We start from the raw sequence: 19,914 nt of genomic DNA on the forward strand, positions 1-19,914 counted from the left end.
TGCATCGGTGGGAAGGGGATCAGTAGGTGGCGCGGCCGCCCGACAGGTCGAACACCGCGCCGGTGTTGAAGCTGCAGGAATCCGATGCGAGCCAGGCCGCCATCGCGGCCACCTCTTCGGGCTCGCCCAGGCGCTGCATCGGGCTCTTGGCGACCATGGTCTGCACATGCTCGGGCGCCATCTGCGCCAGGATGGGTGTGCGCACCGCGGCCGGCGCGATGGCGTTGACGAGGATGCCGGTGCCGGCCAACTCCTTGCCCAGCGACTTGGTCAGCGCCAGCACGCCGGCCTTGGCCGCGCTGTAGGCCGAGGCGTTGGGCGTGCCCTCCTTGCCGGCCAGCGAGGCGATCAGCACCATGCGGCCGCGGCCGGCGCGGCGCATCAGCGGCACCACGGCGTGGCAGACGTTGAACGTGCCGACCAGGTTGACCTGCACCACCTGCTGCCAGACCTCGGGATCGAACTGGTCCAGCGCCATGGTCGGGCCGGTGAAGCCGGCGCTGTGCACCAGCACGTCGATGCTGCCCCAGCGCTCGGCCGTTTGCTGCGCGGCACGTGCCACCGCCGCGCGGTCGGCCACGTCGACCTGCAGGTCGCCCTCGGCCGACAGGTCCCAGACCACCACGCTGGCGCCGAACGACCGCAGCAGCCGTGCGGTCTCGGCGCCGATGCCGCTCGCGCCGCCCGTGACCACGGCCACGCGGCCCGTGAAGTCGTACGAGGCTGCGCTCATCGAACGAACTGCTTGACGTAGTCCGCGCCCAGGCCCACCGCCTCGAAGTGCTTCTTGCACATGTCGATCTTGGTGAACACGTCCTCGTAGCCCATGCCCTTGCCGTACGGGTCGGTGTAGTACATGACACCGTTGACCTGGAAGTAGGTGATCATTTCCTTCACGTCCTCGGGCACGTAGAGGGTGTGCGTCTCGCCCGGTGGCTCGAACACATAGCCGCCCTCCTCGGCCCACCAGTCGTGCTCCAGGTACTTCCAGCGGCCCTTGAGCACGAAGCCGTGCACGGCCTGCGGATGGCGGTGCCGGCTCAACACACCGGACTTGCGCACGCGCAGCAGGTTCATCCAGTAGCCCTGACTCGCGTTCAGGCACAGCGGGCGGAACCAGACGTTCTCGGCCTGCGGCACCCACAGCCGCTCGTCCGTGGGGATCGCGTTGGGGATCACGATCTCGGGCAGCGCCTCGGGCGGATTGGGGTACTGGTAGGGCGTCAGCGGCTCGGGATCGGTGCGGTCGGTCGGCATTGTGATTTGTCCATATTGTGGATATGTGTCCATATTGTAGAAATCTGGAACCCGGCCGCCGCCCCGGGATTACCCGCAGCCGGCGCGTGCGGGGGCATCATGCGCACTGGCTTTCTCCTGCGGAAATTCACGCGATGCATCTCCCACCCGACGACGCCTGGCATGACGCCACCCGCATGCTGCACGGCGACGCCGGCCTGTCGGACGACACGGCCGTCAGCGCGCCCATCCACTACAGCGCCACCTTCAAGGCGCGCGACGCTGCCGCGTTCGCGGCCATGGCCGGCACGCCACGCCACGCCGCTTACTACACGCGCTATGGCAACCCCACGCACGAGCGCGCCGCGGCCATCGTCGCCGCGCTGGAAGGCACCGAGACCGCGCTGCTCACGGCCTCGGGCATGGGCGCCATCAGCACCACGGTGCTGGCCCTGGTGCAGGCCGGCGACCATGTGGTGGCGCAGACGCGGCACTACATGAGCACCGCCAAGCTGTTCGACGAGGTGCTGCCGCGCTTCGGCGTGCAGGTCAGCATCGTCGAGCAGAGCGACCTGGCCGCCATCGCCGCCGCGCTGCGGCCCGAGACGCGGCTCATCCTGGTGGAGACGCCGGCCAACCCCACGCTGGTGCTGACCGACCTGGCCGGCGTGGCGGCGCTTGCGCAGCCGCGCGGCATCCTGACCATCGCCGACAACACCTTCGCCTCGCCCGTCAACTGCAAGCCGCATGCGCTGGGCATCGACATCGTGGTGCACAGCGCCACCAAGTCACTGGGCGGCCACCACGATTTGACGGCCGGCGTGATCTGCTGCTCGGATGCGCTGGCCGAGCGCATCTGGCCCATGCACACCACGCTGGGCGCCGTGCTCTCGCCCATGGACGCCTGGCTGCTGCTGCGCGGCCTGCGCACGCTGGCGGTGCGCATGGAGCGCATCAACGCCAACGCGCTGGCACTGGCGGCCTGGCTGGAGCGCCAGCCGCAGGTCGAGCGCGTGCACTACCCGCTGCTCGAAAGCCATCCGCAGCACGCGCTGGCCCGGCGCCAGATGGCCGGCGGCGGCCCCGTCATCGCGTTCGCGCTCCAGGCCGGCTACGCCGCCACGAGCCGCTTCGTCGCCTCGCTGCGGCTGGCCACGCAAGCCGTGAGCCTGGGCGGCGTGGAGACGCTGATCGTGCACGCGGCCGCCATGTGGGCCGGCACCATGAACGAGGCGCAGATGGCCGCGGCGGGCATCGCGCCCAACTTCGTGCGGCTGGCCGTGGGGCTGGAAGACATCGGCGATCTGCAGCGCGACTTCGCACAGGCGCTGGCGCGCATGGAGGCAGGCGCATGAGCAAGTGGCTGCGCTGGCCGCTGCGCCTGCTGGCCCTGGTGGGGCTGCTGCTGCTGGGGCCCATCGGCGTGCTGGCCTCGGGCAAGCTGGACCTGGACACGCCCTGGCACAGCCGCGAGCGCTCGGCCACCGGCCAGGCGCCCGACCCGGCCGTGGAGCGGCGCGCCGTGGTGCAGGTCTATGGCGCGCGCATCGTGCGCTGGCGCGGTGCCTTCGGCATCCATCCCTGGATTGCGGTCAAGCGCGCGGGCGCCGACAGCTACACCACGTGGCAGATCCTCGGATGGCGTGCGCGCTACGGTGGCGATGCGCTGGTGCAGGGCGAGAGCACCCTGCCCGACACGCATTGGTACGGCGCCTACCCGCGCCTGCTGGTGGAGCACCGCGGCCCCGAGGCCGAGGCCATGATCGACCGCATCGAGGCCGCCGTGGCCCGCTACCCCTGGGGCCACACCTACGGCCTGTGGCCCGGCCCGAACAGCAACACCTTCGTGGCCTGGGTCGCGCGCGAGGTGCCCGAGCTGCGGCTGGACCTGCCGCCCACCGCCATCGGCAAGGACTACCTGGGCCCGACGCAGTTCGTCGCGCACGCGCCCAGCGGCACCGGCTGGCAGGTCTCGCTGCTGGGCCTGGCCGGCATCACGCTGGCGCGCGACGAGGGCCTGGAGCTCAACGTGCTGGGCCTGGGCTTCGGCGTCGACGTGGACGACCTGGCCCTGCGCCTGCCCGGCGTGGGCAAGCTGCCGGGGCCGCTGTAGCCGGTCAGTCCCAGGCGGGCGCCAGGCTGGCCGGATTGGCCTGGCGCTCGCCGCGCTCCAGCGTGGCGATGCGGGCCATCTCGTCCTCGCTCAGGCGCAGTTGCTGCGCCTGCAGGTTGGCCGCCAGGTTCTCGCGCCGGGTCGATGAGGGGATCACCGCATAGCCCTGCTGCAGCGCCCATGCCAGCGCCACCTGCGCGGTGCTGGCCCCATGCGCCTGGGCGATGGCTTGCAGCACCGGATCGCCCAGCACGCGGCCGTAGGCCAGCGTCATGTAGGACGTCAGGTGCACGCCCTGGTCGCGCATGAAGGCCGCAAGCGTGCGGTTCTGCAGGTAGGGCGAGAGCTCGACCTGGTTGGTCGCGATGCGCTCCGCGCCCAGGATGCCGATGGCCTCGCGCAGCAGCGCCACCGTGAAGTTGGAGACGCCGATCAGCCGGGTAAGGCCCCGGTCCTGCGCCTCGGCCAGCGCGCCCAGGTACTCGGCCATGGGCACCGCGTTGCCGGGCGAAGGCCAGTGGATCAGCGTGAGGTCGACCTGCTCGGTGCGCAGCTTGCGCAGGCTGTCCTTGAGACTGGGCACGAGCGTGCCCCGCGCGAAGTGGTCGGTCCAGACCTTGGTCGTCAGGAACAGTTCGGCGCGCGGCACGCCGCTGTCGGCAATGGCCTGGCCGACCTCGGCCTCGTTGCCATAGATCTGCGCGGTGTCGACGGCGCGGTAGCCGACATCGAGCGCATTGCGCACGGAGTCGATCACGACCTGGTCCTTCAGGCGGAAGGTGCCGAGACCGAAGGGAGGAATGCTGGTGTTCATGGTGGTCCTTTCCAGCGCCGCAGTGTGGGCCTGTTCGTCTGGCAGAAACACCGCGCCAAGAGGCAAACATTTTTGCCTTCGGATCAACGATCCAGCCGCGCACGCAGCGGGCGCCTGCGCCCTGTGTTTCATTGATTTCCTGGCGGAACGGCTGGCGCAACAAAGCTGATACACAACTCCCGGAAATGTGCATTACCGCACAGTCTGCATACTAAAAAATGAGGTTGCCGATCTCCATTGGGCAGTCCTACGATGCATACGCCCGGTGTGATTAGTCTGCTGGCAGCGGTAAGTCCGGGGCCCGCTGCCAAGGAGAAGACCATGGAAACACTGCTGGATGTGCCCCTCTACGAACCGATCGATGCCGATGCGACGACCGCCGTGCCGCGCACCGCGCGCCGCATCCTGCTCATCGACGACCACGAGCTCGTGCGTGCCGGCATCCGCACGCTGTACCCCGTGCTGGGCGGCCTGCGCATCGAGTGGGTGGAGGCATCCACGCTGGACGAGGGCCTGCAGCTGTACGGCGAGCGCACGCCGGTGGACGCGGTGCTGCTCGACCTGAACCTGGGCGACTGCAAGGGCCTGCAGGGGCTGCGGCGCTTCATGCAGGCCTTCCCGCTGGCACGCGTGGCGGTGTTCAGCGGCACCCAGGACGAATTCGTCGTGCGCCAGGCGCGCGCGCTGGGCGCCGTGGGCTATGTTCCCAAGAGCGCGCACATGGACCAGATGCGCCACTCGCTGCAGGCGCTGCTGGACAGCGCGCGCCAGCGCCGCCCGGCCATGGACACCAACCTGTTCCCGCATTTCCCGTCCTCGGCGATGTTCGACCGCGTCGCCGAACTGGGCCCGCGCCACCTGGAGATCCTGGAACTCGTGCTGTCGGGCTGCGGCAACCAGGAGATCAGCAACTCGACCGAGCTCTCGCTGGGCACGGTCAAGAACTACGTGTCCTCGCTGCTGCTGGCGCTGGACGTGCGCTCGCGCTCGCACATGATCAGCCTGTTCCGTTGAGCCGCCCGCGTTCCGGCACACCATGCCGAACGCAGCCTTCACCGCCGTCGAAAGCGCCGCGCCGGACGACACGCCGCCGGTCGAGCGGCGCGCGCGCCGCTCCACTGCGCGGCGGCTGCGCGATGCCGGGGTCGACGAGGCACTGGCCAGCTGGCCGGCCTGCCTCGCCGCCGGCTGGCTCATGCCCCTGGGTCTTGCCTGGCCCGGCCCGCCGGGTGCCGGCGTGGTGGCGCTGCTCGGCCTGGCGGCGACCGCAGCGCTGGCCTGCGCGCTGATCGCGCGGCAGCTGGGCCGCATGCCGACGGCGGCACGCCGGCGCCAGCACGCGCGGCGCCGTGCGTGCGGCGTGCTGCTGCTGGCCTGGACCGTGCTGCTCTGCGCCCTGCCCTGGCTGCTGCCGGCGACACCAACGGCCGCCGCGCCGCCCGTGGCCCTGCTGGCACTGGCACCGCTGCTGGCCGCGCTGCTGGCGCCGCTCGGCCCGGCCGTGGCGCTGCTGGCCGCCGTGCCGGCGTCGCAGGCCCTTGCCTGGGCGTCGCACGGGGCCGCCGCGGCCGCCATCGGCAGCGCCGGCGCAGCGGCCCTGCTCTGCGGCGCGCTGGCCCTGCTCGGGCATCGCCGCTGGCGGCGCCAGCGCCAGGCCTTCTCCGAACGCGGCGATGCGCTGCACGCGCTCGAGACCGCGCTGCGCGCCGCGCACCAGGCTGACCGCGACAAGACCCGCTTTCTCGCCACCGCCACGCACGACCTGCGCCAGCCCGTGCACGCGCTGGGCCTGTTCGCCGGCGCGCTGGAGTTGCGGCTGCTCGGCACCGAGCAAGAGCCGCTGGTGCGCAACGTGATCCGCTCCATCGAGGGCCTGGAGCGCTCGTTCAACGCCATGCTGGACGTCTCGCGGCTCGATGCCGGCGCGGTGGAGCCCAACCTGCAGCACTTCCCGCTGCGCGACGTGTTCCGCCGGCTGCACATGCAGTACGCCGGCCAGGCCGAGGCGCGCGGCCTGGGGCTGCGCTTCTCGCCCGGCGGCAAGTCGGTCACGAGCGACCCGCAGCTGCTCGAACGCATCCTCGGAAACCTGCTGCAGAACGCGCTGCGCTACACCGAGCGCGGCGGCGTGGTGCTGGTGGCGCGCTCCACGCGCGACCACATCCACGTGGAGGTCTGGGACACCGGCATCGGCATCGCGCCGGCCGAGCTGCCGCGCGTCTTCGAGGAGTTCTACCAGTGCGGGCGCTCCACCCGCGGCCGCACCCAGGGACTGGGCATGGGCCTGGCCATCGTGCGGCGCCTGGCCCGGCTGCTGGACCACGGGCTGACCGTGGCCTCGCACCCCGGGCGCGGCACCATGTTCCGGCTGGCCATCGCGCGCGGCGGCCTGCCCGAGATCCGCGACGCCACCGCCGCCGCGGACACCCGGCCGATGCCGGTGCCGCAGGCGCGCGCCGTGCTCGTGATCGACGACGACGAGGCCATCCGCGAAGGCCTGCGCATCCTGCTGGAGGAATGGGGCTATGCGGTGGCGGCCGTGGCCAGCGCCGAAGCGGCCCGGCACGCGGCCGCCGGCATGGAACTGCCGCCCGACCTGATCATCTCCGACCTGCACCTGGGGGAGGACGCCGACGGCATCGCCGCCATCGCCGCCGTGCGCCGCCAATGCGGCTACGAGGTGCCGGCCATCGTCGTGACCGGCGACACCACGCACGAGGAGCTGCAGCGCGCTGCCGACGCCGGCCACACGGTGCTGGTCAAGCCGCTGCAGCCGCGCAAGCTGCTCGGCACGGTGCGCGGCATGCTGCCCTGAGAAGCCGGGCGGACGCGCACCGTCCAGCCATCCCCTTTTCACGGGATGCCGCGCCGGCCCAAAGTGACTTTCGTCCGCTGTGCAGCAGGTCCTGCCGTCCTAAAGTGGTCCGCAACCCCCCTGCAGGACCACTGCATGCCAACGCTCGACATCGACGCGCTCCTCACCCCCCTCGCCGGCGCCATGCCGTGCGGGCCGGCGCTGGACCACGACGACGCCTTCCAGGCGCTGGAGCGCGCCGCGGCGGGCACGCCCGAGCAGCAGTACGGCACCAAGCTCATCGCGGCCACGCCGCCCGATTGGCATGCCGTGCACCGGCATGCGCAGGACCTGGCCGCCCGCACGCGCGACCTGCGTGTGGCCGTCTGGCTCACGCGCAGTGCCGCCCATGTCGAGGGCCTGGTCGGCATGGTGCAGGGCCTGCAGCTGCTGCAGGGCCTGCTGGAGCAGCACTGGCCGCTGGTGCATCCGCAACTGGATGCCGGCGACGACAACGACCCCACGGAACGCATCAGCGCCATCTGGCCCCTGTTCAAGGAAGAAGGCCTGGCCGACCTGCGCCGCGCCGCGCTGACGCCTGCGCGCAATGCCGTCACGGTGCGCGATCTGGAACTGGCCTTCGGGGGCGCCAAGCCGCATGGCGGCGAAGCCGTTCCCACGGCCGAGGCCCTGTCTCCCGCCATTGCTGCCGCCCAGGCGCAGACCCCGGCGCTGGCTGGCGCGATGCAGGCCGGCCTGCCCGCCGTCCAGGGCATGGCGGCGGCGCTGGACCGGCAGCTCGGCGCCGGCCGGTCGCCCGATCTGAAGCCGCTGGCCGCGCTGCTGGGCGCCGTGGCCCAGGCCGGCCAGCAGGCGCAGGGAGGGCCTGCACCGCTCCCCGTGGCGAACGCCGCGGCGGCCGGAGCGGCCCTGGCTGCACCAGCGCCCGGCAGCATCAACTCGCGCGAGGACGCGATCCGCATGCTGGAGCGCGTCAGCGACTGGATCGAGCGCAACGAGCCGAGCAACCCCGCCCCGCTGTTCATCAAGCGTGCGCAACGCCTGATGACCAAGAGCTTCCTCGAGATCATCCGCGACCTGATGCCCGACGGCGTGGGCCAGATCGAGAAGCTGGCCGGCGCCCCGAAGTAAACCATCCGACCGCCCCGCGTCCACCGAACCGAAGGAGCCCCACCATGGCCACCAGCAGTCAGAAGTTCATCGCCCGCAACCGCGCCCCGCGCGTGCAGATCGAGTACGACGTCGAGCTCTACGGCGCCGAGAAGAAGGTGCAGCTGCCCTTCGTCATGGGCGTGCTGTCCGATCTCTCGGGCAAGCCGGCCGAGCCGCTGCCGCCCGTCAACGAGCGCAAGTTCCTGCAGATCGACGTGGACAACTTCGACGCGCGCATGGAGTCGATGAAGCCGCGCGTGGCCTTCCCGGTCACCAACACGCTGACGGGCGAGGGCAAGCTCTCGGTCGAGCTCACGTTCAAGAACCTGGACGACTTCTCGCCCGCTGCCGTGGCGCAGAAGGTCGACGGGCTCAAGCAGTTGCTCAAGGCGCGCCAGGAACTGGCCAACCTCCTGACCTACATGGACGGCAAGACCGGCGCCGAGGACCTGCTGGCCAAGGTGATGGCCGACCCTGCGCTGCTGGCCTCGCTGGCCGCAGCGAAGAAGCCCGAAGCGCCTGCAGCCGACCAGCCGGCCGCCGCCGCCTGACGCCGCCGGCTCCTGTATCCGCATTCCCGGGAGAGACGCAACCATGGCCGAAGACACACTCCAGAGCGCAGCGCCGCTGCAAGGCATCGCGTACGAGGGCAGCGAGTTCGCCGCGCTGTTGAACCAGGAGTTCAGACCCAAGTCCGACGACGCCCGCAACGCCGTGCAGAACGCGGTGCTCACCTTGGCGCAGCAGGCGCTGGCCTCGACCAAGCTGATCGACGGCGACGTGATGGCCAGCATCGAGGCCATGATCGCCGAGCTCGACGAGCAGCTCTCCAGGCAGGTCAACCTGATCCTGCACCACCCGGACTTCCAGGCGCTGGAGAGTGCCTGGCGCGGCCTGCACTACCTGGTCAACAACACCGAGACGGACGAGATGCTGAAGATCAGCGTCATGAACATCTCGAAGAAGGACTTCGGCAAGACGCTCAAGAAGTTCAAGGGCACGGCCTGGGACCAGAGCCCGCTGTTCAAGAAGATCTACGAGGAGGAGTACGGCCAGCTCGGCGGCGAGCCCTTCGGCGCGCTGGTGGGCGACTACTACTTCGACCACAGCCCGCCCGACGTGGAGCTGCTGGGCGAGATGAGCAAGGTGGCCGCCGCCGCGCACACGCCCTTCATCGCCGCGGCCAGCCCCAACCTGATGCAGATGGGCTCGTGGCAGGAGCTCTCCAATCCGCGCGATCTGACCAAGATCTTCACGACGCCCGAGTACGCGGCCTGGCGTTCTCTGCGCGCCTCGGACGACGCGCGCTACATCGGCCTGGCCATGCCGCGCTTCCTGGCGCGGCTGCCCTGGGGCGCCAAGACCGCGCCCGTGGAGGAGTTCAACTTCGAGGAATCGACCACCGGGGCGGACCACTCGGCCTATGCCTGGGCCAACTCGGCCTATGCCATGGCCGTCAACATCAACCGCTCGTTCAAGATGTACGGCTGGTGCACGCGCATCCGCGGCGTCGAGTCGGGCGGCGCGGTGGAGGGCCTGCCGACCCACACCTTCCCCACGGACGACGGCGGCGTGGCCATGAAGTGCCCGACCGAGATCGCCATCGGCGACCGGCGCGAGGCCGAACTGGCCAAGAACGGCTTCATGCCGCTGCTGCACCGCAAGAACTCGGACTTCGCCGTCTTCATCGGCGCGCAGTCGCTGCAAAAGCCCGAGGAGTACGACGACCCCGACGCCACGGCCAACGCCAACCTGTCGGCCCGCCTGCCCTACCTGTTCGCCTGCTCGCGCTTTGCGCACTACCTCAAGTGCATCGCGCGCGACAAGGTCGGCTCGTTCAAGGAGCGCGCCGACATGGCCAAGTGGCTGAACAAATGGATCATGAATTACGTGGACGGCGACCCGGCCAATTCGAGCGAGGCTACCAAGTCCCGAAAGCCGCTGGCCGCGGCCGAGGTCACCGTCGAGGAGGTGCCCGGCAACCCGGGCTACTACACCTCCAAGTTCTTCCTGCGGCCGCACTACCAGCTCGAGGGCCTCACGGTGTCGCTGCGGCTGGTGTCCAAGCTGCCATCGCAAAAGAGCGCCTGAAGCCGCCGACCGCGGAGCCGGGCACGGGCCGTCGTGCGTGCCCGCTGCATCCCTGCCAACGCCACGACGTTCAACCACCACCGAAGCGAGGAAATCATGGCCCATGTTGACTACTACCTGAAGATCGACGGCGTCGACGGCGAGTCCACCGACGACAAGCATGCCGGCGAGATCGAACTGGAATCCTGGAGCCTGGGCGGCACCAACGCCGGCTCGTTCAGCAGCGGCGGCGGCGGCGGCAGCGGCAAGGTCTCGCTGCAGGACTTCCACTTCGTGAAGAAGACCGACAAGGCCTCGGCCAAGCTGCTCACCGCCTGCTGCACCGGCGAGCACCTGGCCACCGCCACGCTGGTGTGCCGCAAGGCCGGCGGCGAGCAGGAGGAGTTCCTCACCGTCATCCTGTCGCCGGTGATGGTCAGCAGCTACCAGAACAGCGGCTCCGCGGGTGCCGACCTCATCCCCATGGAACAGGTGGCGCTGAACTACGGAAAGATCGAGTTCAAGTACAAGCCGCAGGACGGCAAGGGCGGCCTGGGCGGCGAGGTCGTGGGCGGCTGGGACGTCACGACCAACAAGAAGGTCTAGCGCACCGCGAGGCCACCGCCATGCCGCTGCGCATTCCCGGACAGGACACCTCGGTCGGTGGCCGCGACGCAGCCTCCGATGCCTTCCTGAGCGTGCAGACCAAGCGCGCCGGCAAGGTCAAGGGCGAGGTCACGACCGAAGGCCATGAGGAAGAGATCCAGCTGCTCTGCTGGACCTGGGGTGTCAGCGCCAACACGGCGATCGGCTCGACCGAGCGCACGGCGCGCCGCGTGTACCGCCATCTCGTCGTGACCAAGGGCATCGATTCGGCGTCCACCGCGCTGCTGAGCGCGCTGGCCACCAACGATGAGATCAAGGAGGCGGTGCTGACCATGCGCAAGGCCGGCGGCGAGGCCCTGGACTACTTCACGATGACGCTGGAAGGCGCCCGCGTGGTGGCGCTGGACATCGATGTGGGCGAAGACGGCCGGCCGGTGGAGCGCGTGTCCATCGCGTTCACCAAGATCGGCATCGCCTACCAGCCGCAGCAGAACGCGGGCCTGGGCTCGGGCACGTTCAGCTTCGACGACGAGGTCCTGCCCGCCTGAGGGCCGGGTGCGCCATGGCCACCGTGGACGCCCGCAACCGACTGCAGCCGGCCCTGCTGGACCGGCTCACCGACGACGCGCCGGGCGAGAAGCGCGAGACCGACGAACGCCGCACCATGTCGAAGGCGCAACTGCGCCAGGCCGTGCTGCGCGACCTGAGCGCGCTGTTCAACACCGTGCAGCCGCTCGGCGCTGCCGCCGATGCCTACCCGCAGGTGGCCGGCAGCGTGCTGACTTTCGGGCTGCCGGCGCTGTCGGGCCAGCTCGCGTCCAAGCTGGACGTGAGCGTGCTCGAGCGCGCCATCCGCCAGGCCATCCTGCGCTACGAGCCGCGCATCCTGGCCGACAGCCTGCAGGTGCGCGCAGTGGAACCCAGCAGCGTGCTGGACACGCACAACGTGATCGAGTTCGAGATCAGCGGCCATCTGTGGTCGCAGCCGGTGCCGCTGGAGATCCTGCTGAGGACGCAGATGGATCTGGAGGCGGGGCAGGTGGAGGTAAGGGATGGGGCGGCGACGTCTTCAAAGTCACGCTGAATCCTCCGCTCACGAATGTCAAGGAAGCGTCATGTCTCTGCTTCAACCCACCAAGGAACTGCTGCAGTTTCTTCAGAAGAATCCGGGCGTACGGAGCCAGATCCGTGCCGCGCCTGATCGCACCCTGCTTTACGCGGGAGAGTTCTTCAGGCCAGTCTGGCAAGAGCTTTCCGAACTGAAGCGGTCCAATGCGCAGATGGCAACCAAGGAAATTCTTCCGGACGTGCTCGCTCGAATTTCCACGCACGGCATGCCGTATCCAAACCTACTGCTGTGGGCAAAGGAGATCGACAAATTGCCGCAAGAGGTTTGGAAGCAAAACGGCTTCGTGATCTGGCGAGCGTTATCTGGGCTCTTTGCTTCGAACGCGGTGGGCGCGGTGTCGTTCAGTGTCGGATCGCGGATTTCCAAAGATCACAAGGTTTTCGCGGCAACGGAGATCGCAGTTCTGGCACGCAACCCGAATGTCGACGCGATGACGAAAGACATCCTTGCCTACTTTCAGCGTTGCGTGCAGACCAAGCAAGCCAACATGAACTTCGGCTTCATCGCGGGCTGAGCCGGAGCCGTTCCGCCCCATGGACCCTCGCCTCCTGCGCCTCTACAGCGACGAGCTGACCCACCTGCGCGAGGTCGGCAGCGAGTTCGCGCACGCCTTCCCCAAGATCGCATCGCGCCTGTCCATGGAAGGCGTGGAGGTCACCGACCCGTATGTCGAGCGGCTGATGGAGGGCTTCGCGTTCATGGCGGCGCACGTGCAGCTCAAGATCGAGGCCGAGCAGCCGCGGCTCATCGCCCAGCTGCTCGAGGCCAGCTACCCGAACTTCCTCGCACCCGTGCCGTCGATGATGGTGGCGCGCTTCGACGCCGATGTGCTGGACCCGAACCTCACGCGCGGCCATGTGGTGCCGCGCGGCAGCGCCATCACGGCCGAGCTGGCACGCGGGCAGGACACGCATTGCGAGTTCCGCACCGCGCATGCGGTCACGCTGTGGCCCATCGAGCTGGTGTCGGTGCAGTACTTCACGCACGCGCCCGACCTGCCGCTGGGCCGCCTGCCGCAGGCCCAGGGCACGCAGGGCGGCCTGCGCATCCGGCTGCGCACCGGCGGTGGCCTGGGTTGGCACCAGCTGGGCCTGGACCGGCTGGCCTTCTACCTGAGCGCGCCCGACGAGGTGGCCCTGCGCCTCCACGAGCTGCTCCACGGCGCCTGCACCGGCACCCTGGTGGCCACCGGCCAGGCGGGCACGCTGCCGGCCTGGCGCGGGCCGGCCAGCCTGCGGCCGCTGGGTTTCGCCGCCGACGAGGCACTGCTGCCCGAATCGCTGCGCGCCTTCTCCGGCTACCGGCTGCTGCAGGAGGCGGCCGCCATGCCGCAGCGCCTGCTGTTCTTCGAGATCGGCGACCTGGCCGCCCGGCTCGCCAACGTGACTGCCGATGAGGTGGAGCTGGTCGTGCTGCTGCGCCGTGGCGATGCGCCGCTGGAGGCACTGGTCGACCGCAGCAGCCTGGCGCTGCACTGCACGCCGGCCATCAACCTGTTCAGGAAGCGGCTGGACCGCATCCAGCTCGGCCCCGGCGCCTGGGAATACCACGTGGTGCCCGACCGCACCCGGCCCATGGATTTCGAAGTGCACAGCCTGGAGACGGTCATCGGCTACGGCAACGGGGCCGTGGGGCAACAGCGCTTCGAGCCGCTCTACGCGACCCACCAGGCCACCGGCAGCGGTACCGACACGGGCACCGGAGATGCCGCGCCGGCACACGGCTTCTACACGCTGCGGCGCGAGCCGCGGCTGCGCTCGCAACGGCAGATGGCGCAGGGCGCGCGCTCTTCGTACATCGGCCAGGAGGTGTATCTCGCCCTGGTCGATCCGCACCATGCGCCCTACCGCGACGACATCCGCCAGCTGTCGGTGGCGGCCCGGGTCAGCAACCGCGACCTGCCGATGCTGCTGCCGCATGGCGCCGATGCGGACCAGAAGCCGGTCTGGCGGCTCGACGCGGCCGGCCCCGTGCGGCGCGTGGACGCACTGCGCGGGCCGACGCGGCCGGTCACGCGCAGGCCGGTGGGCGAACCCGGCTGGCAGCTCGTCAGCCACCTGAGCCTGAACCACCTGTCGCTGGTCGGCGCCTCGCCGGCCGACGCTGCCGCGGCGCTGCGCACCACGCTGGCGCTGTACGCCCCGCCCGACGACGCAGCCTGGGCGCGCCAGGTGGCCGGTGTGCTGGCGCTGCAGGTGCAGCCCATCGTGCGCCGACTGCCCGTCAAGGGCCCCATGGGCTTCGGCAGCGGCATCGAGATCGTGCTGGAGCTGGACGAGCTGGCCTTCCAGGGCACCAGCGCCTTCCTGTTCGCCAGCGTGCTGGAGCGATTCTTCGCGCGCCACGCGGCCATCAACGCGTTCACGCAACTGGTGCTGCGCACGCCCCAGCGCGGCGAACTGATGCGCTGGGCACCGCGCATCGGCCAGCGGGAAACGCTGTGAACGCGCAGCGCGAGGCCCTGTTCGCGGCCGTGCGCGCCGAGCCCTGGGCGCACGATTTCTTCGCGCTGCTGCGCCGCCTGGAAGCCCTGCACCCCGGCCAGCCGCGCATCGGCCGCGCGCTGCGCCCCTCGCAGGAACCGGTGCGACTGGGGCAGGAGGCGGAACTCGACTTCGCGCCCGCCCCGCTCGCGAGCTTCGCCCAAGAGAAAGACATGCCCGCCCCGCGCCTGGGCGTGCGCTTCTTCGGCCTGCTCGGCCCGCACGGGCCGATGCCGCTGCACCTGACCGAATACGTGCGCGAGCGACAGCGCTGGCGCAGCGACCCCACCGCAGCGCGCTTCCTGGACATCTTCCACCACCGCATGCTGGCGCTGTTCTACCGCGCCTGGGCCGACACCCAGCCCACGGTGCAGCAGGACCGCCCGGCACAGGACCGCTTCGCCGCCTGGCTGGGCGCCGGCTTCGGCCACGCCGGCACGGCACCGTTGCAGGGCGCGCTGCCGCGCCAGGCGCAGCTGTTCCAGGCCGGCCTGCTGGCCACGCGCAGCCGCCATCCCGAGGGCCTGGCCAAGCTGCTGGCGCAGCACTTCCGCGTGCCGGTGCGCATCGAGGAGCACATCGCCCATTGGCTGCCCATCGCCCCCGAGGACCGCAGCCGCCTGGGCCATGCAAGCAACCGGCCCCAGCGCTCGGCCCTGCCCGCCGCGCAGCTGGGCCACAGTGCCAACGCCGGCCGCGCCGTGCGCGACCGGCAGTTCAAGTTCCGCGTGGTGCTGGGCCCGCTGACGCTGGCGCAATACCTGGGCTTCCTGCCCGGTGGCCGGGCCTGGCCGGCGCTGCGCGACTGGATACGCCAGTACGCGGGGCTGGACCTGCAATGGGACGTGCAGCTGGTGCTGGCGCATGCAGAGCTGCCGCCGCCGCGGCTCGGCCGGCGCGCAACGCAGGGCCCGCCACTCGGCGTGGCCGCCTGGCTGGGCCGGCAACAGCGCGACCGGGGCGACCTGCGCCTGCAGCCCACCGCCTCGTTTGTGCACCGCCATGGAGACCACCATGCCTGACATCTCCCGCACCGCGCTGTTCGGCAAGCTCAATGCCACGGCCTACAAGGCCATCGAGGGCGCCACCGTGTTCTGCAAGCTGCGCGGCAACCCGGTGGTGGAACTGCAGCACTGGCTCTACCAGATCCTGAACGGGCAGGACTCCGACCTGCACCGCATCGTGAAGCACGTGGGCATCGACGCCGGCGCGCTGGCCACCGATCTCACGGCCGCGCTGGACCGGTTGCCGCGCGGCGCCTCGTCGGTGACCGACCTGTCCAGCTGGGTGGAGAACGCGGTCGAACGCGGCTGGGTCTACGGCTCGCTGATGTTCGGCGACACGCAGGTGCGCACCGGCACGCTGCTGCTGGGCATCCTCAAGACCACCGGCCTGCGCGCGGTGCTGGTCTCCATCTCGCGCCAGTTCGAACGCATCCAGGCGGACGCGCTCGCGCAGGACTTCGGCAAGATCGTCGCCGGCTCCCCGGAAGACGGCCAAGCCGCCACGGCCAGCGGCGCCGCGCCCGGCGAGGCCAGTGGCGCCATCGCACCGGCTGCAATGGGCAAGCAGGAAGCCCTCAGGCGCTTTGCCGTCGACCTGACCGAACGCGCGCACAAGGGCGAGATCGATCCCGTGGCCGGCCGCGACGAGGAGATCCGCCAGATCGTCGACATCCTGATGCGCCGCCGGCAGAACAATCCCATCCTGACCGGCGAGGCCGGCGTCGGCAAGACAGCCGTGGTCGAAGGCTTCGCACTGCGGCTGGCGCGCGGCGACGTGCCGCCGCAGCTCAAGGACGTGCGCCTGCACATGCTGGACGTGGGCCTGCTGCAGGCCGGCGCCAGCATGAAGGGCGAGTTCGAGAGCCGGCTGCGCGCCGTGATCGACGAGGTGCAGGCCTCGCCGCAGCCCATCATCCTGTTCATCGACGAGGCGCACACGCTGGTGGGCGCCGGCGGCCAGGCCGGCACCGGTGATGCGGCCAACCTGCTCAAGCCGGCGCTGGCGCGCGGCAAGCTGCGCACCATCGCCGCCACCACCTGGGCCGAGTACAAGAAGTACATCGAGAAAGACCCGGCGCTGACGCGGCGCTTCCAGGTCGTGCAGGTGGCCGAGCCCAGCGAGGCCAAGGCCATCCTGATGCTGCGCGGCGTGGCCGGCATCCTCGAGAAGCACCACCGTGTGGCACTGCTGGACGAGGCCATCGAGGCCGCCGTGCGGCTGGCGCACCGCTACATCCCCGCACGCCAGTTGCCCGACAAGGCCGTGAGCCTGCTGGACACCGCCTGCGCCCGCGTGGCCGTGAGCCAGCACGCCACGCCGCCGGCCCTGGAGGACTGCCAGCGCAGGCTGGAGGCGCTGCAGGTGGAGCGCGAGATCATCGCGCGCGAGGCCGCCATCGGCATCGACACAGACACGCGCCGCCAGCGCACCGCCAGCGCCATCGATGCCGAGCAGACGCGGCTGGCCGAACTGCAGGCGCGGCATGTGGAGGAGAAGGGCGTGGTGGACCGCATCCTGGAGCTGCGGGCCTTGCTGCGCGGGCCGGAGCCATCCTCTTCTTCATCTGCATCTCCACCTGCATCTCCATCTGCATCTCCATCCGCATCTCCACCTGCGCCCTCGCCCGCGCCGGCTGCCGCGCCCAGCGACAGTGCCCCGCCGCCACCCGACCGAGACGCCCTGCTCGCCGAACTGCGTCCCCTGCAAATCCGCCTGCGCGAACTGCAAGGCGATGCCCCCCTGATCCTGCCGACCGTGGACGAGCAGGCCGTGGCCAGCGTGGTGCAGGACTGGACCGGCGTGCCCGTGGGCCGCATGGTCAAGAACGAGGTCGAGGCCGTGCTGCGCCTGGCCGACACGCTGAACCAGCGCGTCATCGGCCAGAAGCACGCGTTGGAGATGATCGCGCGGCGCGTGCAGACCTCGCGCGCGCGGCTGGACAACCCGGGCAAGCCGATCGGCGTGTTCATGCTGTGCGGTACCTCGGGCGTGGGCAAGACCGAGACCGCGCTGGCGCTGGCCGAATCGCTGTACGGCGGCGAGCAGAACGTCATCACCATCAACATGAGCGAGTTCCAGGAGGCGCACACCGTCTCCACGCTCAAGGGCGCGCCGCCCGGCTACGTCGGCTACGGCGAAGGCGGCGTGCTGACCGAGGCGGTGCGCCGCCGCCCCTACAGCGTGGTGCTGCTCGACGAGGTGGAGAAGGCCCACCCCGACGTGCACGAGCTGTTCTTCCAGGTCTTCGACAAGGGCTGGATGGAAGACGGCGAGGGCCGCGGCATCGACTTCAAGAACACCATCATCCTCTTGACCAGCAACGTCGGCAGCGAGCTGATCATGCGCAGCTGCCGCGGCCCCGGCCCGCTGCCCGACCCCGAGCAGATCGCCACCGCGCTGCGCGAGCCGCTGCTGCAGGTGTTCCCGGCGGCGCTGCTGGGCCGGCTGGTGGTGGTGCCCTATTACCCGCTGTCCGACGCGATGATGGGCGACATCGTGCGGCTGCAGCTGGGCCGCATCGCCCGGCGCGTGCAGGAGAACCACGACATCCCGTTCACCTACGACGACGCGGTGGTGCAGCTGGTGGTCTCGCGCTGCACCGAGGCGGAGTCGGGCGGGCGCGTGATCGATGCGATCCTGACCAACACGGTGCTGCCGCGCGTGTCGCTGGAATACCTGACGCGGCTGGCGGCGGGGGGCAACCTGCAGCGGATCACGCTGGGGGTGCGGGAGGGGGATTTCAGCTACGGGTTCGGGTGAGGCATGGGGGGCTTCCAGATCCCGGGCCCGCTGTGTGGCACCCACCCCGACACCATCGACAAGGGCACGAACGCCCTGTGGCGCATGCCAGAGCCGGGCCCGGTCTGCGCGCTGCCGAAGAACCCGGAGCGGCCATCGCACCGGGTGTCGGTGGCGGGAGGGTTTGCCGTTGCGGGCCTGTACCTGGGCATGGAGGGAATCGCCTTGCTCAAGTCGGTCGAGGAGCTGCGGCTCAAGCCTTACGACGACCAGACCGGCCAGGACGCCACCACCTGGAGTGCCGGCGCGACGATCGGTTACGGACACCTGATCGCCCAGGGCGACTGGGGCAAATACAAAGGCGGCCTCACCGAGACCGAAGCCGATCAGCTCTTCACCACGGACCTGGCACCATTCGAAAGCGTGGTACGGGACAGCGTGGCCATCAGTTTGCAGCAATACGAGTTCGATGCCCTGGTCATCCTCGCCTTCAACATCGGCGCCAAGGCCTTCAAGGGATCGTCTGTCGTCAAGCTGGTCAACAATCCGGCTGCGCCCACCGGATACTCGGGCCTGGAAGCAGCGTGGAAGGCCTGGAACAAATCTCAAGGACAGGTGATGAAGGGACTGGACAACCGCCGCCAATGCGAATGGCGGATCTACACAACGGCGACCTATGCACGATGGTGATGCCCGGCGTGGACTGCCAGCGCGCCATGCCGGCCTCTGGGCCATCACCTGGACGCGTCGCCGTGCGCTGCTCGCCGCAGCGCTTTCCTGCTGCACTACAACCTACGCCATCGACAACCCGGACGCGCCGGACCGCAACGCAGCGTTCCTGTCGCGCGCCCAACCCTACGAAGAGCGCTTCTCGCAGGCATCGCGCAGCAGCGAGATCGCGGACGCAGCCGCCGCCTACGCCACGTTCCTGGATGCAGAGCTGAACAAGGCGTACCAGGATCTTCTGGCAGCAGTGGAAGACACCGGCACACGGCGCGCGCTCGCCCAGGCCCAGCGCGAGTGGCTGAAGTTCCGGGATGCGGAGTTCCGGTTCATTGGGAAGAACTGGACACCGCAGAACTTCGGCAGTTCGTCCACGCTATCGCGTGCGTCATACCGGCACCAGATCGTCAAGCAACGCGTGTCGACCTTGCTGGCGTACCTGCAAAACTACCCTGCGGCGACGAAAGCCGGCAGGTAGCCGCGTTCCGCTGCGTCCTACAGGAAAGACGATGATGAATCCGGGGTCATGCATGGCTGCCTGGCTCTGCCTGCCATGGGGTGCAGCAGGCGCGGCGGGAGGTGCAACACCTCCCAGCCATTGCGCCGCGCCGGCGCAAACGAGCTTCGCCTGCCCGACGACAGGCGGCCGTGTGGTTGCCTTGTGTCGCGACGCTGACGATGCGGTCGTCTACCGGTTTGGCCGAATCGGCGTCGTCGAACTCCAGTACCCACCCAGCGCACAGCCCCATGCCGGGCGCATGCTGTACGCGCAGTACAGCCGCTACGGAACCGATCGGGTCGAGGTCCGCTTCGGCGAGCAAGGCACGGAATACACCGTGTTCGACTACCGCGAGGATGGCGTGCGCCGTGCTGGCGTGCGCTTGGCAAGCAGCGGGGGCCGGCAGCGCGAGATCGCCTGCCATGCTCCCATCACCGGGCACCTCGGTGGACTGAAGAATCGGCTGCCGTGCGACACGGACAGCGCACTGAACCTCGGCACATGCCGGTGAGCTTCGCACCGTCCGGCGC

20 protein-coding genes are annotated in these 19,914 nt (G+C 69.9%); 17 read left to right on the forward strand and 3 right to left on the reverse strand.

Annotation, left to right across the window (positions count from 1 at the left end; all coding sequences use genetic code 11):
• Window positions 1-19: 19 nt before the first annotated feature.
• Both DES41_RS01570 and DES41_RS01575 read right to left on the reverse strand, forming a co-directional pair.
• On the reverse strand, window positions 20-733 hold the full coding sequence (locus DES41_RS01570) for an SDR family NAD(P)-dependent oxidoreductase (protein WP_114465290.1): 714 nt from the start codon (window positions 731-733) through the stop codon (window positions 20-22).
• Window positions 730-1,257 carry a 2,4'-dihydroxyacetophenone dioxygenase family protein gene (locus DES41_RS01575; protein WP_114465291.1) on the reverse strand — a complete coding sequence of 176 codons (528 nt, stop codon included), beginning with the start codon at window positions 1,255-1,257 and terminating at the stop codon, window positions 730-732. The genes DES41_RS01570 and DES41_RS01575 overlap by 4 nt, the downstream gene beginning before the upstream one ends.
• A gap of 134 nt (window positions 1,258-1,391) precedes the next feature.
• Between DES41_RS01575 and DES41_RS01580 the strand changes: the two genes are divergently transcribed.
• Together DES41_RS01580 and DES41_RS01585 are read left to right on the forward strand one after the other, a co-directional pair.
• The gene (locus tag DES41_RS01580; protein ID WP_114465292.1) at window positions 1,392-2,591 is read left to right on the forward strand and encodes a trans-sulfuration enzyme family protein; all 1,200 of its coding nucleotides are present in this window, start codon (window positions 1,392-1,394) and stop codon (window positions 2,589-2,591) included.
• Window positions 2,588-3,349, forward strand: a complete 762-nt coding sequence (locus tag DES41_RS01585) for a DUF3750 domain-containing protein (RefSeq protein ID WP_114465293.1) — start codon at window positions 2,588-2,590, stop codon at window positions 3,347-3,349. Before DES41_RS01580 ends, DES41_RS01585 begins: the two co-directional genes overlap by 4 nt.
• A gap of 4 nt (window positions 3,350-3,353) precedes the next feature.
• Here the strand turns inward: DES41_RS01585 and dkgB are convergent, their stop codons facing one another.
• A complete protein-coding gene (gene dkgB / locus DES41_RS01590; protein WP_114465294.1) occupies window positions 3,354-4,163 on the reverse strand; it encodes a 2,5-didehydrogluconate reductase DkgB in 810 nt (269 codons plus the stop codon).
• Window positions 4,164-4,484: 321 nt separating this feature from the next.
• Here dkgB and DES41_RS01595 point away from each other — a divergent pair, with 321 nt between their 5' ends.
• The 15 genes from DES41_RS01595 to DES41_RS37665 all read left to right on the forward strand — a co-directional run bounded on the left by DES41_RS01595 (window position 4,485) and on the right by DES41_RS37665 (window position 19,895).
• The gene (locus DES41_RS01595) at window positions 4,485-5,177 is read left to right on the forward strand and encodes a response regulator transcription factor (protein WP_114465295.1); all 693 of its coding nucleotides are present in this window, start codon (window positions 4,485-4,487) and stop codon (window positions 5,175-5,177) included.
• A 22-nt stretch (window positions 5,178-5,199) separates the two neighbouring features.
• Window positions 5,200-6,978, forward strand: coding sequence for a hybrid sensor histidine kinase/response regulator (locus DES41_RS01600; protein ID WP_114465296.1), 1,779 nt, complete (start codon window positions 5,200-5,202; stop codon window positions 6,976-6,978).
• 135 nt (window positions 6,979-7,113) lie between these two features.
• Window positions 7,114-8,109, forward strand: coding sequence for a type VI secretion system protein TssA (tssA, locus tag DES41_RS01605; protein ID WP_170168071.1), 996 nt, complete (start codon window positions 7,114-7,116; stop codon window positions 8,107-8,109).
• Between the two features lie 44 nt (window positions 8,110-8,153).
• Window positions 8,154-8,681 carry a type VI secretion system contractile sheath small subunit gene (tssB, locus tag DES41_RS01610; RefSeq protein WP_114465299.1) on the forward strand — a complete coding sequence of 176 codons (528 nt, stop codon included), beginning with the start codon at window positions 8,154-8,156 and terminating at the stop codon, window positions 8,679-8,681.
• Window positions 8,682-8,724: 43 nt separating this feature from the next.
• Window positions 8,725-10,221 (forward strand): type VI secretion system contractile sheath large subunit, encoded by a 1,497-nt coding sequence (gene tssC, locus DES41_RS01615; RefSeq protein ID WP_114465301.1) that lies wholly within the window; start codon window positions 8,725-8,727, stop codon window positions 10,219-10,221.
• A 96-nt stretch (window positions 10,222-10,317) separates the two neighbouring features.
• Window positions 10,318-10,806 carry an Hcp family type VI secretion system effector gene (locus tag DES41_RS01620; protein ID WP_114466777.1) on the forward strand — a complete coding sequence of 163 codons (489 nt, stop codon included), beginning with the start codon at window positions 10,318-10,320 and terminating at the stop codon, window positions 10,804-10,806.
• A 20-nt stretch (window positions 10,807-10,826) separates the two neighbouring features.
• Window positions 10,827-11,354: an Hcp family type VI secretion system effector gene (locus tag DES41_RS01625; protein ID WP_114465303.1), complete on the forward strand. Its 528-nt coding sequence runs from the start codon at window positions 10,827-10,829 to the stop codon at window positions 11,352-11,354.
• A gap of 14 nt (window positions 11,355-11,368) precedes the next feature.
• Window positions 11,369-11,890 (forward strand): type VI secretion system baseplate subunit TssE, encoded by a 522-nt coding sequence (gene tssE, locus DES41_RS01630; RefSeq protein ID WP_114465305.1) that lies wholly within the window; start codon window positions 11,369-11,371, stop codon window positions 11,888-11,890.
• 31 nt (window positions 11,891-11,921) lie between these two features.
• A complete protein-coding gene (locus tag DES41_RS01635; protein WP_114465307.1) occupies window positions 11,922-12,449 on the forward strand; it encodes a hypothetical protein in 528 nt (175 codons plus the stop codon).
• Between the two features lie 19 nt (window positions 12,450-12,468).
• A complete protein-coding gene (gene tssF / locus DES41_RS01640) occupies window positions 12,469-14,379 on the forward strand; it encodes a type VI secretion system baseplate subunit TssF (protein WP_114465309.1) in 1,911 nt (636 codons plus the stop codon).
• Complete coding sequence (tssG, locus tag DES41_RS01645; protein ID WP_170168072.1) at window positions 14,376-15,440, forward strand: type VI secretion system baseplate subunit TssG; 1,065 nt, start codon at window positions 14,376-14,378, stop codon at window positions 15,438-15,440. Before tssF ends, tssG begins: the two co-directional genes overlap by 4 nt.
• Window positions 15,433-18,183: a type VI secretion system ATPase TssH gene (gene tssH, locus DES41_RS01650; protein WP_114465313.1), complete on the forward strand. Its 2,751-nt coding sequence runs from the start codon at window positions 15,433-15,435 to the stop codon at window positions 18,181-18,183. The genes tssG and tssH overlap by 8 nt, the downstream gene beginning before the upstream one ends.
• 3 nt (window positions 18,184-18,186) lie before the next feature.
• Window positions 18,187-18,852 carry a lysozyme gene (locus tag DES41_RS01655; RefSeq protein ID WP_211332874.1) on the forward strand — a complete coding sequence of 222 codons (666 nt, stop codon included), beginning with the start codon at window positions 18,187-18,189 and terminating at the stop codon, window positions 18,850-18,852.
• Window positions 18,839-19,363: a lysozyme inhibitor LprI family protein gene (locus DES41_RS01660; protein ID WP_114465315.1), complete on the forward strand. Its 525-nt coding sequence runs from the start codon at window positions 18,839-18,841 to the stop codon at window positions 19,361-19,363. The genes DES41_RS01655 and DES41_RS01660 overlap by 14 nt, the downstream gene beginning before the upstream one ends.
• A 52-nt stretch (window positions 19,364-19,415) precedes the next feature.
• Window positions 19,416-19,895: a hypothetical protein gene (locus DES41_RS37665; protein ID WP_147282787.1), complete on the forward strand. Its 480-nt coding sequence runs from the start codon at window positions 19,416-19,418 to the stop codon at window positions 19,893-19,895.
• Window positions 19,896-19,914: the final 19 nt, after the last annotated feature.

The sequence above is a fragment of the Pseudorhodoferax soli genome, from assembly GCF_003337555.1.
Lineage (GTDB): Bacteria > Pseudomonadota > Gammaproteobacteria > Burkholderiales > Burkholderiaceae_C > Pseudorhodoferax > Pseudorhodoferax soli.

Coding starts and splice junctions, on each gene's coding strand:
- tssA (WP_170168071.1), top strand. CDS start 7,114: ATGCCAACGCTCGACATCGACGCGCTCCTCACCCCCCTCGCCGGCGCC.
- DES41_RS37665 (WP_147282787.1), top strand. CDS start 19,416: ATGGCTGCCTGGCTCTGCCTGCCATGGGGTGCAGCAGGCGCGGCGGGA.
- DES41_RS01625 (WP_114465303.1), top strand. CDS start 10,827: ATGCCGCTGCGCATTCCCGGACAGGACACCTCGGTCGGTGGCCGCGAC.
- DES41_RS01585 (WP_114465293.1), top strand. CDS start 2,588: ATGAGCAAGTGGCTGCGCTGGCCGCTGCGCCTGCTGGCCCTGGTGGGG.
- tssF (WP_114465309.1), top strand. CDS start 12,469: ATGGACCCTCGCCTCCTGCGCCTCTACAGCGACGAGCTGACCCACCTG.
- tssE (WP_114465305.1), top strand. CDS start 11,369: ATGGCCACCGTGGACGCCCGCAACCGACTGCAGCCGGCCCTGCTGGAC.
- DES41_RS01575 (WP_114465291.1), bottom strand. CDS start 1,257: ATGCCGACCGACCGCACCGATCCCGAGCCGCTGACGCCCTACCAGTAC.
- DES41_RS01570 (WP_114465290.1), bottom strand. CDS start 733: ATGAGCGCAGCCTCGTACGACTTCACGGGCCGCGTGGCCGTGGTCACG.
- tssC (WP_114465301.1), top strand. CDS start 8,725: ATGGCCGAAGACACACTCCAGAGCGCAGCGCCGCTGCAAGGCATCGCG.
- tssB (WP_114465299.1), top strand. CDS start 8,154: ATGGCCACCAGCAGTCAGAAGTTCATCGCCCGCAACCGCGCCCCGCGC.
- DES41_RS01635 (WP_114465307.1), top strand. CDS start 11,922: ATGTCTCTGCTTCAACCCACCAAGGAACTGCTGCAGTTTCTTCAGAAG.
- DES41_RS01655 (WP_211332874.1), top strand. CDS start 18,187: ATGGGGGGCTTCCAGATCCCGGGCCCGCTGTGTGGCACCCACCCCGAC.
- DES41_RS01600 (WP_114465296.1), top strand. CDS start 5,200: ATGCCGAACGCAGCCTTCACCGCCGTCGAAAGCGCCGCGCCGGACGAC.
- DES41_RS01595 (WP_114465295.1), top strand. CDS start 4,485: ATGGAAACACTGCTGGATGTGCCCCTCTACGAACCGATCGATGCCGAT.
- dkgB (WP_114465294.1), bottom strand. CDS start 4,163: ATGAACACCAGCATTCCTCCCTTCGGTCTCGGCACCTTCCGCCTGAAG.
- tssH (WP_114465313.1), top strand. CDS start 15,433: ATGCCTGACATCTCCCGCACCGCGCTGTTCGGCAAGCTCAATGCCACG.
- DES41_RS01620 (WP_114466777.1), top strand. CDS start 10,318: ATGGCCCATGTTGACTACTACCTGAAGATCGACGGCGTCGACGGCGAG.
- DES41_RS01580 (WP_114465292.1), top strand. CDS start 1,392: ATGCATCTCCCACCCGACGACGCCTGGCATGACGCCACCCGCATGCTG.
- DES41_RS01660 (WP_114465315.1), top strand. CDS start 18,839: ATGCACGATGGTGATGCCCGGCGTGGACTGCCAGCGCGCCATGCCGGC.